At 46.3% G+C, this 14,806-nt stretch carries 15 protein-coding genes; 3 read left to right on the forward strand and 12 right to left on the reverse strand.

The window, feature by feature from the left end:
• Nucleotides 1-21: 21 nt before the first annotated feature.
• Complete coding sequence (locus tag ACU1JV_RS20355; RefSeq protein WP_058831167.1) at nt 22-1,308, reverse strand: Gfo/Idh/MocA family protein; 1,287 nt, start codon at nt 1,306-1,308, stop codon at nt 22-24.
• Nucleotides 1,309-1,445: 137 nt separating this feature from the next.
• Here ACU1JV_RS20355 and ACU1JV_RS20360 point away from each other — a divergent pair, with 137 nt between their 5' ends.
• Nucleotides 1,446-2,282 carry a helix-turn-helix transcriptional regulator gene (locus ACU1JV_RS20360; protein ID WP_013368955.1) on the forward strand — a complete coding sequence of 279 codons (837 nt, stop codon included), beginning with the start codon at nt 1,446-1,448 and terminating at the stop codon, nt 2,280-2,282.
• A gap of 10 nt (nt 2,283-2,292) precedes the next feature.
• Here the strand turns inward: ACU1JV_RS20360 and ACU1JV_RS20365 are convergent, their stop codons facing one another.
• From ACU1JV_RS20365 to ACU1JV_RS20410, 10 genes are all read right to left on the reverse strand, one after another.
• Nucleotides 2,293-3,123 carry a carbohydrate ABC transporter permease gene (locus ACU1JV_RS20365; RefSeq protein ID WP_013368954.1) on the reverse strand — a complete coding sequence of 277 codons (831 nt, stop codon included), beginning with the start codon at nt 3,121-3,123 and terminating at the stop codon, nt 2,293-2,295.
• Nucleotides 3,113-3,985, reverse strand: a complete 873-nt coding sequence (locus ACU1JV_RS20370; RefSeq protein ID WP_413987338.1) for a carbohydrate ABC transporter permease — start codon at nt 3,983-3,985, stop codon at nt 3,113-3,115. The genes ACU1JV_RS20365 and ACU1JV_RS20370 overlap by 11 nt, the downstream gene beginning before the upstream one ends.
• 38 nt (nt 3,986-4,023) lie before the next feature.
• The gene (locus ACU1JV_RS20375) at nt 4,024-5,322 is read right to left on the reverse strand and encodes an ABC transporter substrate-binding protein (protein ID WP_413987337.1); all 1,299 of its coding nucleotides are present in this window, start codon (nt 5,320-5,322) and stop codon (nt 4,024-4,026) included.
• 267 nt (nt 5,323-5,589) lie between these two features.
• Nucleotides 5,590-6,147 (reverse strand): GNAT family N-acetyltransferase, encoded by a 558-nt coding sequence (locus ACU1JV_RS20380; RefSeq protein WP_165083253.1) that lies wholly within the window; start codon nt 6,145-6,147, stop codon nt 5,590-5,592.
• 125 nt (nt 6,148-6,272) lie between these two features.
• Nucleotides 6,273-7,301, reverse strand: coding sequence for an iron ABC transporter permease (locus ACU1JV_RS20385; RefSeq protein ID WP_165083255.1), 1,029 nt, complete (start codon nt 7,299-7,301; stop codon nt 6,273-6,275).
• 276 nt (nt 7,302-7,577) lie between these two features.
• The gene (locus ACU1JV_RS20390; protein WP_337684073.1) at nt 7,578-8,027 is read right to left on the reverse strand and encodes a hypothetical protein; all 450 of its coding nucleotides are present in this window, start codon (nt 8,025-8,027) and stop codon (nt 7,578-7,580) included.
• A 48-nt stretch (nt 8,028-8,075) separates the two neighbouring features.
• On the reverse strand, nt 8,076-8,219 hold the full coding sequence (locus ACU1JV_RS20395) for a hypothetical protein (protein ID WP_013368947.1): 144 nt from the start codon (nt 8,217-8,219) through the stop codon (nt 8,076-8,078).
• Complete coding sequence (locus ACU1JV_RS20400) at nt 8,220-8,582, reverse strand: DUF1304 domain-containing protein (RefSeq protein ID WP_058831160.1); 363 nt, start codon at nt 8,580-8,582, stop codon at nt 8,220-8,222.
• A 131-nt stretch (nt 8,583-8,713) separates the two neighbouring features.
• Nucleotides 8,714-10,225 (reverse strand): methyl-accepting chemotaxis protein, encoded by a 1,512-nt coding sequence (locus tag ACU1JV_RS20405; protein ID WP_413987336.1) that lies wholly within the window; start codon nt 10,223-10,225, stop codon nt 8,714-8,716.
• 258 nt (nt 10,226-10,483) lie between these two features.
• Nucleotides 10,484-11,737 carry a cation:dicarboxylate symporter family transporter gene (locus tag ACU1JV_RS20410; protein WP_013368944.1) on the reverse strand — a complete coding sequence of 418 codons (1,254 nt, stop codon included), beginning with the start codon at nt 11,735-11,737 and terminating at the stop codon, nt 10,484-10,486.
• Nucleotides 11,738-11,948: 211 nt separating this feature from the next.
• On the opposite strand from ACU1JV_RS20410, the gene ACU1JV_RS20415 reads away from it, so the two are divergent.
• Nucleotides 11,949-13,253, forward strand: a complete 1,305-nt coding sequence (locus ACU1JV_RS20415) for a sensor histidine kinase (RefSeq protein ID WP_040102352.1) — start codon at nt 11,949-11,951, stop codon at nt 13,251-13,253.
• A gap of 5 nt (nt 13,254-13,258) precedes the next feature.
• Nucleotides 13,259-14,188 carry a response regulator gene (locus tag ACU1JV_RS20420; protein WP_013368942.1) on the forward strand — a complete coding sequence of 310 codons (930 nt, stop codon included), beginning with the start codon at nt 13,259-13,261 and terminating at the stop codon, nt 14,186-14,188.
• A gap of 101 nt (nt 14,189-14,289) precedes the next feature.
• On the opposite strand, the gene ACU1JV_RS20425 is transcribed toward ACU1JV_RS20420, so the two are convergent.
• Nucleotides 14,290-14,772 (reverse strand): MarR family transcriptional regulator, encoded by a 483-nt coding sequence (locus tag ACU1JV_RS20425; RefSeq protein WP_013368941.1) that lies wholly within the window; start codon nt 14,770-14,772, stop codon nt 14,290-14,292.
• Nucleotides 14,773-14,806 lie beyond the last annotated feature (34 nt).

Consider the following 14,806-nt stretch of genomic DNA (forward strand, 5'->3'; position numbering starts at 1 on the left):
GTGCTTCCTAGCTTACAATCGTTATAATCGCACCAGTTGCTCCACCTTCACCGGCTGGCCTGTACGCATAGAGCGGTTGGCGGCGATGCCTGTTAAAATGGACCACGCGCCGTCGATATGAGAGGCCGCACGATGAAACCGATCCTCTGCCGGCTTATCGAAAATATCCCGTAGCATGACTGGATCTCCTCCGCCATGTCCCCCCACGCCTTCCTCTACTTCGACCTCGTAAGGTGCTGCAAAGTGAGGATAGATCGTGATGGTTTTCTCTTTTAACGCCCCCTCATCTGCCTTGCTGCCACCGGAATTGACATAGGATTGCTCGGATACCCGAACTTCCATCCGTCCCTTGGTGCCGTTAAATACGATGATAAAGCCCTCCCAAGGCATATAAGCGTTCAGTGAGTAGTTCATTACCGTTTTATTCTGATACTTCACCATGACACTCAGCGTATCCTCGATACTGATATTGTCGCCAAATACGCTTTGGTCCCGCACGTACCCATCCTCATGCTCCGCATCCAGATACATGTTTTTTAGATGTTCGTTACGATCCAAGTGTAAGGCAAATGGGTCATTTTCCGCCGCCTTGCTGCCGTAAGCGCGTTGATAGAACTCCGTCACGCCACGCTGCTCCGCATTCTCCCGGCCGTAAAATTTCAAGTCGCCCATCGCATATACCGTCTCCGGCTTTGAGCCAAGCCAGAAGTTCATCAGATCAAAATGATGCGTCGATTTATGCACCAGCAGACCGCCGCTATTGCGCTTGTCCCGGTGCCAGCGGCGGAAATAATCTGCGCCATGCTGGGTATTCAGCAGCCATTCAAAATTGACGGACAAGATGTCACCCAGCGTCCCGTCCATGATAACCTCACGGATTTTCGTATTATGCGGGGCATAGCGATAGTTAAAGGTGACGCGCAGCTTCCGTCCCGTGCGGTCTATGGCATCCAGAATGTCTTGGCATTTGTCTTCGTCGACCGTCATCGGCTTCTCGGAAATGACATCACAGCCCAACTCCATCGCCCGGATAATATACCGATGATGCACCCGGTCAATGGTGGTGACGATGACGATATCCGGCTTCGTCTCCGCGATCATTCGGTCAAATTCGTGGGCTTTATAGGTTGGAATCGGATGGTGTTCGTATTTCTCCTGCAACAGCCGATTGGCATAATCCATTCTCGTCTGATTGACGTCACAGAACGCGACCAGCTCTGATGTATCTTTGAAAACGGTAACAACTTCACCGTAAAAAAATTCAGCTCTTCCTCCGGTGCCCACAAGCGCATATTTGATTTTAGCCAATTGGTTCACACCCTTTACATGAATTACTTATATTTTATAGTATAAGAAAGAGCAAAATCTTCGCTTTTATTGTGAATTCATCCAAAAAGTATGCATATATTATTCTCATGAATGCTTTCATAAAGGAGAACGCTGCTATGATCGCTACACCCCTTTTTGCCATCGAGCAAGCGCTTCGGATGGTGCCTTTTAGCATGTCTGCCGACCATGTCCATCAAGCGCATGAAATCTATTATCTGCTGGCAGGAGAGCGCTACTACTACATTAATCAGCGTGTATACGCGCTACAAAAGGGGGATCTGATCTGGATAAGCAAACATGATTTTCACCGTACGAGTAACAAGGGGAGCGGCAGCCATGAGCGAATTTTAATCAACTTTGATGAAGCGTTTGTAGCCTCGTCCACGTCTGTTACTCCATCCAGCGATCAGAGCCACCTGCTTTTGCCTGAAAAAAGCTTTTTGCTTCGCCCCTCCGCGGAAGAACAACGCGAGCTGGAGCATCTGTTCCAGCAAATGCTGGATGAATACCATCAAGAGCATGCATACCGTCATATGTATCTTCAAAGCCTGTTGCTACAGCTACTGATCCGAATCCGCCGCATACAATCAGCGGCTCCTGACACCATAGCGCCGGAACGCAGCGAGCAGCAGCAACGTGTGTACTCGGTGATTGAGTACCTGCATGCCCACTATGCCGAGAAGCTGTCGTTGGAGCAACTGGCAGGACATTTTTATATTAGCAGCACATATCTGTGCCGCATTTTCAAGCAGACCACAGGCTTTACCCTGGTCGAGTATCTTCAAGATGTACGGGTCCAGCAGGCTCGGGCGTATTTGAAGGAAACGAACTGGAAAGTGACCGCCATTGCTGAAAAAACGGGCTTTGACAGCATTGCTCACTTTGGCCGTGTATTCAAGCATTTCACCGGGCGTACTCCGTTACAGTATCGGAAATCGCACAAAAAGGAGTAGGGAAACGCCCCTACCCCTTGATGCCTGTTAAGGTAATGCCTTCAATAATTTGCTTTTGGGCAATGATGTAGACGATGAGCACCGGGACGACAGAGATGGTGGTGCCTGCCATCATCAGTGACCAATCGGCGGTATATAGTCCTTTGAAATTGTTGAGCAAAAGCGGAACTGTAAATTTCTCCGGTGTATTGAGATAGATCAGCGGATCAAGAAAGCTATTCCAGGCACCCAAAAAGGTGAAAATTCCGATCGCCGCCAATGCTGGACGAACGAGTGGCAGAATGACACTCCAGTAAATGCGAATGTATCCCGCCCCGTCCATGACTGCTGCTTCCTCCAGATCGCGTGGAATACCCATGACGAATTGACGGAGCAAAAACACCGCAAATGCATTAAACAAGGCTCCAGGTACGATCAGCGACCAATGCGTATCCAGCCAACCGATACGATCCATCACCAAGTATAACGGAATCATCGTTACCTGCTTAGGCACCATCATCGTAGCGAGGAACAAAATAAACAATATATCCGAACCTGGAAAACGGATTTTAGCAAAAGCATACGCCGCCATAGAAGCGCTAATCAACGTTGCTGTCACGATGATAAACGTAATGTAAAAGCTATTCATGTACGCCTGCACGAAGGGCATGGCCTCCAGCGAAGCCGGATAGTTACTCCATACAAACGGATCGGGAATCCATTGCGGCGGAACGACAAAAATTTGAGAGATATCCTTTAGAGAACTGAGGATGGTCCACAGAAATGGAAAAAACATGATTAAAGAGCCGACAGCGAGCAGCACATGGCGCAGGAACATCCTGCCTCTGCAACTAATCTCCATAGTGCACCCACCTCTTTTGCATTTTAAATTGCAGCAGTGTAAATATGAGAATGATCACGAATAAAATCATCGCCGCTGCCGCACTTTCTCCCATCGTGAAATCTATGAATGCCTGATCGTAAATGTGATACACAAGCGTATAGCTTGCTTTGGCCGGTCCGCCGTTTGTCATGACGAACGCCTGATCGAATACCTGAAAAGAGCTAATAACCATCATGATGGTGACAAAAAAGGTCGTTGGTGACAATAGCGGCAATGTAATATACCTTAGCTGCTGGAACTTGCTGGCCCCGTCAATTTCGGCTGCCTCGTAATAGCTTTTGGAGATGCCCTGGAGTCCTGCCAAAAAAATGACCATGTTGTATCCCAGTCCCAGCCATATGCTAAGTAGAGCAATCGATGGGATCACCCAATGCGTATCGGTAAGCCACATTGGGCCTGTAATCCCAATCGCTCGCAGCAAGTGGTTTAAAATGCCGAATTCACCATTCAGTATCCACATCCAGATGACCCCAACCGATACCGAGCTGGTTACGACAGGCATGAAAAAAAACAAGCGATAGATTTCCCTGCCCTTTACTTTATTGAGCACGATGGCTACGAGCAGAGCCAACACAATCCCCACCGGGATGACCAGCAACATATAGTACACCGTATTGATAAGTGCCTTCCAAAAATCAGGATCAGATAATTGACCTTTAAAATTGTCCAAGCCGACAAACAAAGGTACCCCGAAACCATCCCAATTTACAAAACTTAAGTAAAACGCATACAGCAAGGGCAGCAGCGAAAAACATAACAGACCAAGAAACTGGGGGCCAATGAACAGATAGCCCCACAGCGCTTGATGCTTTTTCTGCATCTTGTCACCTTCCTCCCTGGTCACGGCCGATCCCGTGTTTACTTGACCGCCTTGGATATGATCTGATTCAACTTTTCAATGGTTGTCGCAGCATCCTGCTTGCCCAGGAACATCAGGTCAATGGTTTCCGTGATATCGGAGTTCAACCCCGGCACCTGTGCATCATACGCCAATGCAGAACCATAAGCATGCCCTTTATCTCGTCCCTCAGTCAGATAGCCTGAGTGCTCAATCGTCGCCTTTTTCATGATGCTCTCGTCTGCGGCAGCAAGCGTACCCATGGCATTGCCACCTTCAACCAACCGCTCCTCCTGCCCTTTCACAGAGACATAGAAGGCTGCCAGCTTCATGGCCTCTTGCACATGCGGACTATTTTTGTTTACAGCTACATATGCAACCGGGATGGCGACAGGCTCATTTTTACCAGTGTTGGAGGGCCAGTAGATATAATCAAAGTCAAGGCTTTTATTTTGGCTAAACAAAGGCTCCAGCCATCTTCCCGCCGCCAGCATGCCGACCTGGTTGGACATGAACATGGCATCTGCCCCCTGCCCTTTCGGAAGCGAACCAAGGTATACCGCATTTCCCTTTTTCACCATATCGTGCATGAAAGCGAAGGCTTCCTTACCCTTTTCATTGTGGTCCAGCACATATTTGCCTTGTTCATCAAAGATCCGGCCACCATTCGACCACACCCATGAATACCAGTGAGCCCACCAGTTTTCCGCAATATAGCCCTGCTTTCCAGCGGCCTTCAGCTTAGATGTAACCTCCTCAAAGGCGTCCCAGTTCCACTTGCCCTCATCATAGTATTCCTGCGGTGTCTTCACGCCTGCTTCCTTAAATACCTTTTTGTTGTAGTACATGACCATCGGGTTCGAATCGGGAGTAACCCCATAGATTTCCCCATCACGCTTAGCCGGGCCCCATAATCCTTCGGGGAAATCCTCTGCCTTCACGTCACTTGCGTCACTTTTTAAAAATTCACCCAAAGGCTGTACCTGCTTTGCTCCGATCAAACGCGCCATCGTCGATTCATAGGAATAAAAGACATCTGGTCCGCGGCTTCCCTGTAGCTGTGTCAACAGCTTTTGCTCATATTGGTCTCCTGGTACAGGTACCAGCTTAACCTCGATATTCGGATTCTCTTTTTCAAATGCATCCAGTGCACGCTGATACACCTTCACCTCCGCAGGATTACCCCAAACCTGCATCGTAAGCCGCACTTTTTGCCCAGCCGTGTTCTCTATCTTGGGGGAAGTGCTGCATGCTGCTGCAAGTAAAAACAGAACGCTGAGGAAAAATCCAATCTTTATCCAGCTCATGTAATTGTCCACCTTAACCGCCTCCTGTAGCTTCGCATGGTTGTATATCACCCTTTTTTGAAGCGCTTACAAAACTTTCCCTATCATCATATGTAGAAGGAGAAAGCGCGATATCCCCATTTTCATTTTTATATAATTTTTTTTCTTTTGAGTGGCTCTAATATGACAGCAACCCAGAAGAAAGACATCACGAGGACGTAAAGGTCTGCACAACAAAAAAAGAAGAATGCAGATCACCTGCTTCCTTCTTTTGTATTCCTTCAATTAGGATTCGTTTTTCTATGACTTTATTAGCATCTTTTCAAAAGTGTTATAGCCATTCGTTTCGCCCATATAAGTATAGCCGCATTGTTTGTAAAACCCGCTAAGCTTGTCATTGCCCGCAATACAATCTAGACGGATTCGATCCTTGCCTGCAAAACGGATGCCTTGCTCAATCCACTGCATGAGCTCACGGCCCAGTCCCTTCCCACTATTATCTCGATCTACAACCAAACGATGCAGATATACGGAAGTTCCTTCCTCAGAATCTGTCTCCTCTAATCCCCACAATCTACTATCCCAAGCACTGGGCTGCTGCTGCAAAATTACTGCACCTGCCAATCGATGATCCACTGACGTTCGGAAAATAACCACTTCTCCGCGTGCAATAGCGCCGCCCAGATTGTGATCATCTTCTCCTTTTAGTAATTTGCCCCATTGCGTGGAGCCCTTGCTGTGCAGCCATCTAGCCGTCTTTAAAATTAATTCGTGAACCTCAGCCTGATCTTCAGCACTTGCCTGAAAAGCTGTTAATCCTGGTTTGACGGATGGATCGACAATAGTCATTGATGTCATGCTGCACCTCAACCCTCTGATTATTTTATTAATGTATAAAATATAGCATAAAAAAGAGAGTATGATGAGCTGGCAGAGCAGTATGATAACAGTCTAGCTGTCCGGTAAATATTACGTTTGATAATCTAGTACTTCTCAAGCAGAGAGCTTCTTTTCCATTCTCCCCGCACCATAAAGACCAAGAAGGGTATGCCAACGCAGGCCAGCACCGGGGTTAAGGGCAACCCAACCGGCTCGTTGATTCTAGCGGAAATGACTTTGGCCAGCATTAATAGGCCTCCCCCCCAAAGGATGGAGCCCAAAATGAGAAGCCGCGGACGGTTTCCTATCATACAACGCATGAAATAAGGCACAATAAGTCCTATATATCCGATGGCACCACACGCCCACACCGTAGCGGCGGTCAACACCATTGCAAAGGGAATGTACAGTGGTCTAAGCTGCTTGGGGAATGCGAAGACAGATCCTGCAACGAGAAGTGTAACCAAGGCAAGCCAAAACGTGAATGATCCTTCCCTTATCCCCCATCCTCCCACAGAAATTGCCCACTCTTGCTGATTTTCTCCAAGTAGCACAATAAACCCAGAGATTGAACGAAGGGCAACATCAATAATGAAACCAATCATGAATAAATGAATTCCCGCAGACCGTCCACGAATGAAATGGATTTTATTCAATGTAAATACAATGAATCCCCCAAACACTGCTCCTGCAATACAAAGGGCCATACTGCCAAAGGAATCTATGTTCATTCCAAGTAAAAGGACAACACCTAGCCCCGTCATTGCCCCAGGCATAAGTCCGGTTAAGGTGGGTGATGCAAACCGATTAGCTGTTCGTAATTGTAAGAGAGTTCCTGATACGGCCAGACATCCTCCTAGCAACAACATATCCAAGACAAATGGCATACGAGTTTGGTATACAACTTCCTTTAATATGGGATCGGGATTGGAAGAAAACAAAACTTCCCATAACTCCGCATAGCTGATAGGGAATATACCTGTGATTAGAGAAAGGAAGAAACTAAAGATCAAGAAAGCCAATCCTGCAACCAGGGTCAAAACAATTCTTTGTGGACGTGGTGAAACTGCGTTCGGTTCAGCGACGATCGTCCCACCTCCACATTCACTCCTATGTATTTCTTGTTCACTCATCAGTTTTAAAATATCCCCTTTCCTCATTTTCCATAAAATATAAATACTACTATACTTTTATCGGTCATATATGGTGAAAAATGTAACCTTTCTAATCATTTCAATCGATGATATCCGTATGAGGAAAAATGGAAAGGTTGTGAATGAGGCACCAAGCCGTAACCGTATCTTCTCAAGTATGAAAATGATGAAGAAGAATTGCATTAAAAAACTAGCTGGCCTCCCTGGCCAGCCCGTTTCAATTTCTGGTAAAGTGGGTTACTCCCTCCCCACGATTTAATTCGTCTGTGCAGCAGGCACAATTCGGTATAATCCTGCAGTATCGCCAGTCGCGGGACGTGCTTCCTGAATGATCCAGCCTAACGACAGCACCTGCTCCAGCCGATCATACTCAGCCTGCGTCAGTTCGGATGTTACAGCTTCGCTTCCTTCTTCCAGAGACAGCTCAGGCTCACGCCCGAGCGCCACGGCAATCCACGAGCGAATGCCACGGATCGTATTATATTTGATCTGATACCCGTCTGTTACCGCGTTGACAAACACCTCCGGCTCTTTGGACGCCAGCCCGGTGGCCAGTTCCGTATAATCAAACTGTCCGTCCGTTGGCAGCTCATTTTGCTGCGCCCGATGGATGAGTTCCTCATGGGACCAGCCTAATGAACGTAAAGATTCCAGCATGAGCGCGTCCCACTGGGAAATACGTACTCTTTTCGTCGATTCAGTCATCATTTTTTACCTCCTATGGGTTATGTACACCGTACAATCGATCTTAACCTAACGGCCAACCGGGTACGCCACATAATGGCCGGGACTAATTTCTTTCAGCTCGCCGGTATCGCTGCTATCCTTGTCCCATGCCCATTTTAGTGAACGAAATGTGATCGAATGAGCAAAAAAGACACCCGTTAAGAGTGTCATTTAGAAGACCAGCAAACTGATTAATGCCAGAATGGCAGGCAAGCCTTGCTTTAGTAAAATAGATTTATTGGCAGTTAATGCACCATACAACGCAGCCACTACCACACAAATGACAAAAAATAATTGGATTTGCCGCCCGATCACAGGATCGGGATAGAACAAGCCCCACACCAATCCAGCAGCCAGAAATCCGTTATACAGCCCCTGATTGGCTGCCAGAGGTTTGGTCACTCCTGCCAGTTCCTTGGAGGTGCCGAACGTACGCATCGCTCGCGGGGTTGTCCATAAAAACATTTCTAATATTAAAATGTACACGTGCTCCACAGCTACAATTCCCACCAATATTGAACTAAGTAGGCTCAAATCATTCCCTCTTTTCCACGTAAAGTTACTATGAGGTCATTTTCAGGTTAATCCTCAAAAAGTATAGTTCATCTGCCAAAAACAGTAAAGAGACCGAGCCTATGGCTCGGCCTAGTTATTAGCACGAGGTCTTACATCGTTCTCGCAAAATCCAACAAAGCTTTGGACATACTGTTGATCTCGTCCGTAGATGCATTCACTTGCTGCGTTAGCGCGGCTTGTGTTTGTGTCAGCGTAGACATGTTCCCGATGTTGTGCAGAATTCGCTCAATGAGTGTTTTCATTTCATCCAGGCTGGTCTCGATATTCCCGGTCGCATCAGCGCTATGGATGGCCAGTTTTCTCACTTCATCTGCAACGACTGCAAAACCACGTCCCTGCTCGCCTGCTCGCGATGCCTCGATTGCAGCATTCAGACCCAGCAGATTCGTTTGATTTGCAATCTCTTTAATGAAGTTCGAAATGTTTTGCGTCTCTTCTGCACTGACTTTGGCTTGATTCGCTGCCTCTGTCGATTGCTCTTGAGCCGTAGCCAATTCCTGTGCCTGGTTACTAACCGAGTTAACACCGTTCACCATTTCTGTAATGGAATCAGAGAGATGCTGGATTTTGAGCGTAAGCTCATCCGCCACAGCCTGCTTTTCCTTTTCTACTGTGATATCACGGATTGTTCCGGCAATGCGAATAGGTACTCCTCTGCTATCGCGTATGCTTCTTCCACTGTTTTGATACCAGCGATATTCTCCATTTTTACTTTGTAAGCGACATACCATGTCATATGGCGTACGATCTGAATAGTCATTTAAATGATCGACTACAGCCTTAACTGCATGTTCGGCATCGTCAGGATGTATACGCGAACTCCAGCTGCTTAATACACTCGGAAAGTCCTTCTCGTCTGTAAAGCCCAAGGTGTTGCGGAATTGCTGGGACCACCAAAATACATTATCCGGGTGCTCAATGTCTCCATCCACCAGAATGACGTCATAGGGTGCCTCCACCAAAACACGATTGATGAGATCAAATCTTGTAACTAGAGCCTGAAGCTCCTCCGACTTAATCTTCTGATCGTGCACATCCAGCAGAGCGCCCGCAATCCGAAGCGGCACTCCCTTATCGTCGCGGATCGTCGTTCCGGTAGCCCGGAACCAGCGGTATTCTCCATGCTTCAGCTTCAAACGATACTGTACGTCATATGGCGTCTTTCCCGTAAAATCCAGCAAATGATCAGACAATCCTGCCAAAGACCTGTCATAATCTTCGGGGTGCAGTCGAGATGACCAGCTGTCCAATACATTGGGGAATTCCTTTTCGCTCTGATATCCCAGCATAGAACGGAATTCTTCCGACCATGTGAACGTATTATTGGGATTGACAGGATCACCCGCAATGACCTCCATGTCCCATAATCCAATCTCTATCGCCTTGGTAACAAGCTTCAAACGGATATCAACATGCTGAGCATCATTTTTCATGGACTCTATAGCTTGGTTAACATTGTTTGCGATTTCTTGAACCTCAGGAGATGCTAAGGGAACCTGTATTGCAGCAGCATAATCCTTTTGCTGTATTCTCTGTGAAAGTTTGCGGCTTTCTTCTACTAAAGGAGCAAGTGATTGAGACTCATTTTTCTTGAGAAACATGCATGATCTTCCCTTCTAAGCCAATATATAAAACGGTATAATTTAATATCGGTATTTTATTAAGAATCATTATAAATAATTCTATAATCACATAGGTACTAAGGCTTATTTTTCATGCCCATATACCTATATATCCATACAAAAAACATCGAAAAATGTTGAAAAAGGAAGTGTGTTAACAAGTCTGGAAACAACAAGAACACCTCTGCATTACTTCGCAAAGGTGCTCTTGTTATCCACTATACGGGTCAATGTATCTTATTTAATTGAAGCAACGTATTCCTCGCCTTTTTCTTTATCATATTGTCCTTCCCATTTGGACATGACTACAGCCGCAAGCGAGTTCCCTAAAACATTGACTACCGTACGCGCCATATCCAGAATACGATCAATACCAGCGATAAAGGCCAGACCTTCCAACGGGATATTCACTGCTCCCAGCGTAGCGAGCAACACGACAAAGGAAGCACCCGGCACACCAGCAATCCCTTTGGAGGAAATAATCAGTACGAGTACAAGCGTGATTTGGGTCGTGATCGGCATATCAATGCCATACATTTGGGCAATAAAAATGGCAGCTAGTGCCTGATACAGAGTGGAGCCGTCCAGATTAAAAGAATATCCGATCGGAATGACAAAGGACGTGATTCCCTTCGGACATCCGAATTTCTCCATCTTCTCCATGATCTTAGGCAGGACACTTTCCGAGCTGGCCGTCGAATACGCAAGCAACAGCTCACTTTTCAAAATTTTAACCATGGTCCAGAGACGGGTACCGCAAAGCTTGGCGATAATTCCAAAAACAATCACAATGAACAGTAACATGGAGCCGTACACTGACAGGACAAGCTTCAATAACGGCCATAACGAGGCTAATCCAAACTTGGCCACTGTCGTTCCAATCAGTGCAAATACGCCAAACGGAGCCAAGCGCATAACCTGATTGGTTACCCAGAACATGGCGTCGGCTACACCTTCAAAGAAGTTCAGCACAGGCTTGCCCTTGTTACCAATCGCAGCTACTCCTAGTCCAAACAACACGGAGAAGAATATAATAGCCAGCATATCTCCTTCGCCCAGAGCTTGAATAACATTGGTAGGTACAATATGCACAATTGTATCTATAAAGTTATGGCCAGACTTTTCTGCAGTCTCCACATAGGAATGGATATCGCTTTTGGCCAGGTGGGACATGTCCACGCCCTCACCGGGTCGAACCAGATTGGCAACAAGCAGACCAAACAGGATCGCAATGGTTGTTACAATTTCAAAGTACAGAATCGACTTCCCGCCGAGTTTCCCCAGTTTCTTCATATCTCCGACGCCGGCTACACCGATAATGAGCGTTGAGATCACAATAGGTACGACAATCATCTTAATTAAGCGGATGAAAATATCACCGATCGGCTTTAAGTAGACTTCCACCCCTGAATTGCCGTAAAATAAGGCACCAACAATAATACCTAAAGCCAGACCGATAAAGATTTGCATTGTTAAATTAATCTTTTTCACTTCATGTCCCCCCTGGCTGGTTTGTATATTTTTGCAGTATGCAGCTCTCAATATTCAAATGATGTTATTTATACTACAATCCGAACTATAAAAACCGACAGTTATCTACACATGTATTTGTTTTTTTCTATAAATTCACAAACATTAATGTTGAGCCTGTGAATTTATCTTACATTGCCTTTCTGAAACAAATATCCGGAGGTGAATTGGGATGAAGCTAAATACCCTTCTTTTCCTGCTGATGCTTATCTTTGTACCACTGGCAGGTGAGTTGAATATTCACCCGTTCGATAATACATTTCGTCTCAGCTTCGGTACGCCTGTGTTTTTTTTCTTTCTGTTATCCATACGTCAAATTCCGCCTGCACTATCGGGTGTGCTTGTCGGGATCGCAGTAGTCGCTTTTCGCATTTCACTCAATCATTATCTCCATCCCGGGTCTTCCTTTGAAGCGTTGGTGACCTTGCATGGACCTACCTTTTTTTATTACATGGTTTATGGCCTGCTCTTTCAGGTCCTTAACATTAATGCCGAGCCTTACCGCGCACTGCGCGTAGGCCTCCTCTCGGTGGGGATTGAGGTTGCCGCAAGTGTGGCGGAACTTAGTGTCCGGCGAAGCATTGACGGCGATTTCTGGGACATCATGAAGATCAGCAAAGTGGCTTTTATGGCCATGATCCGCAGCTTCTTCGTGCTTGGGTTCTATAACATGATTCGATTAAATCAATCTGTTCAGCATGAAGAGGCACAAAGACAGCAGACGGAGCGAATTTTACTCCTGGTATCGGACTTGTATGAGGAGTCAGTCCAGTTAGGCAAAACCCTGTCGCACGCAGAGCGGATTACCCGTGAAAGCTATGAACTCTACCGTGAACTGCAGCAGGATGAATCTCTGAAAGATAGAGAGCATTACGCCAGACAGGCGCTACGTATTTCCGGACAGGTTCATGAGATTAAAAAAGACAGCCAGCGGATTTTTGCCGGTTTGTCCAAGCTCATTGATTCGGAAAGCGACGTGCATTATATGACTTCACAGGAACTTGGTGAGCTGATCGTCCGAACGAACAGCAAATACGCCCAATCGCTGGGCAAGTCTATCCGTTTCACGCTGAATTTCGATCCTTTGTTGCCTAAACTGCATGTTTATACAGTTCTCACGCTGATTAACAACCTGACATCCAATTCAGTGGAAGCGATGAAGGACAGTGGAAGGATTGACGTTTCCATTCATTTTCTACCGGGACAAGAGGATATAATATCCTTTAGTGTCACCGATAACGGTCCAGGTATTCCTCAGCGTAAACGGGAAATGATCTTCACACCGGGATACACGACCAAGTATGATGAGGGAGGACAGCCTTCGACCGGCATGGGTTTATTTTATGTGCGTGAAGTCGCGGAGAGCCTTGATGGAACGCTTGAACTACTACAAAATGAAGATGAGCACACAGATAGATCACAGACCACTTTTAGAGTCATATTGCCTTTACGGAAACTGACGGAGAAAGGAAGATAGCCCGGATGCGTTTTTATATAGTAGATGACGATCAGGGGATTCGTTCTATGCTGGCAGACATTATTGAAGACGAGGGTTTAGGGGAGGTCGTTGGGGAAGCGGAGGACGGTTCCTACGTGAATAGCAGCCTGCTGGAGTTGAACCGAATTGATGTGTTACTGATTGATCTGCTGATGCCGCTTCGTGACGGCATTCAGACCGTGCGTGCACTTGGTGATCAATTTAGCGGAAAAATCATTATGATTTCTCGGATTGAATCCAAAAACATGATCGGTGAGGCATACTCGCTAGGTATTGAATATTATATTGCCAAGCCCTTGAATCGACTGGAAATTATTGCAGTTATCCAAAAGGTGACCGAACGCCTGCGCATGCAACAGTCCATTACAGATATCCAGCGCACACTGCAAGGACTGTCGATGTTCACATCGAATAGCCCATCAGCGACACTGGAACCGACCCGAAACATTGTCAGTTCAGGGCAGTTTCTGCTCTCCGAGATGGGAATGATCGGCGAAGCCGGAAGTGTGGATTTACTGGATATGCTGGAATATTTGGAGCAATATGAGGAAGAAACCGGCAATCTATCGCCCTATCTGTTTCCCTCGCTAAAGGATATATTTGCGAATATAGCGTCCAAACGATTAGGAGACTCGGCCTCAGCAATAGAGTTGAGCAAGGAAATCAAGGCATCGGAGCAGCGTGTCCGCCGCGCCATTTTCCAGACATTAAGCCATATAGTATCGCTCGGATTGACCGACTATACCCATCCTAAGTTTGAAAATTATGCATCCAAATTTTTTGATTTTACAGAAATCCGCAAAAAAATGCTGGAGTTGCAAAACAATGTGGAGCCTTCACTGTCCCAAGCCCGCATTAATACGAAAAAGTTCGTCCAGGTGCTCTATATGGAAGCAAAACGACTATTGCATTAAAAGAAAAGCTCCTGCATCTCCCCATGTGGCTATCACACAGAGATGAAACAGGTGCACATTGTCGATGATTTAAATGTCTCTTGTTTAAGATTCTTGTTCTGCTACTCCATAGCTTCCAAGAAACCTACGCCATCGGACAGCAGACGCTTCAAGACATGTAGTTCTTCCGAGCTATAACGATCTAAAAATTGAAATAATTGATGCTGTACCTTAGCATGCAGCCGCTCATGTACAAGAAAGAGCTTTTTCCCTAACGGGGTTAGCCGAAAATAAATTTCTTTCTTGTTGTCGTTCAGCTGGGTTCTGCGAATCCAGCCTTCCTTGAGCAGCTTGGTGCTAACTTTCGAAATGGTACCTTTGCTCAGCTCCATTCGTTCCGCTAATGTCGTAACATTGATCGGCTCATGCCTCCCAATACAATCCATAACGTGCACATCCGTCATATTGAGCGAAGTCATTCCGTCAAAGTGCTCGCGGATTTCTTCGAGAAAGGTCATGCTCTCTCTCTGCTGATGCTGCTCCAGCTGGTGATTCATCTTAATAAGCAAATCATAGACATGCTGAACCGATGTCGCCTTCTCCATACGAACAAGTAGTCACTCCTTTGGCATACTCCTC

The sequence above is a fragment of the Paenibacillus sp. T2-29 genome (assembly GCF_052921365.1).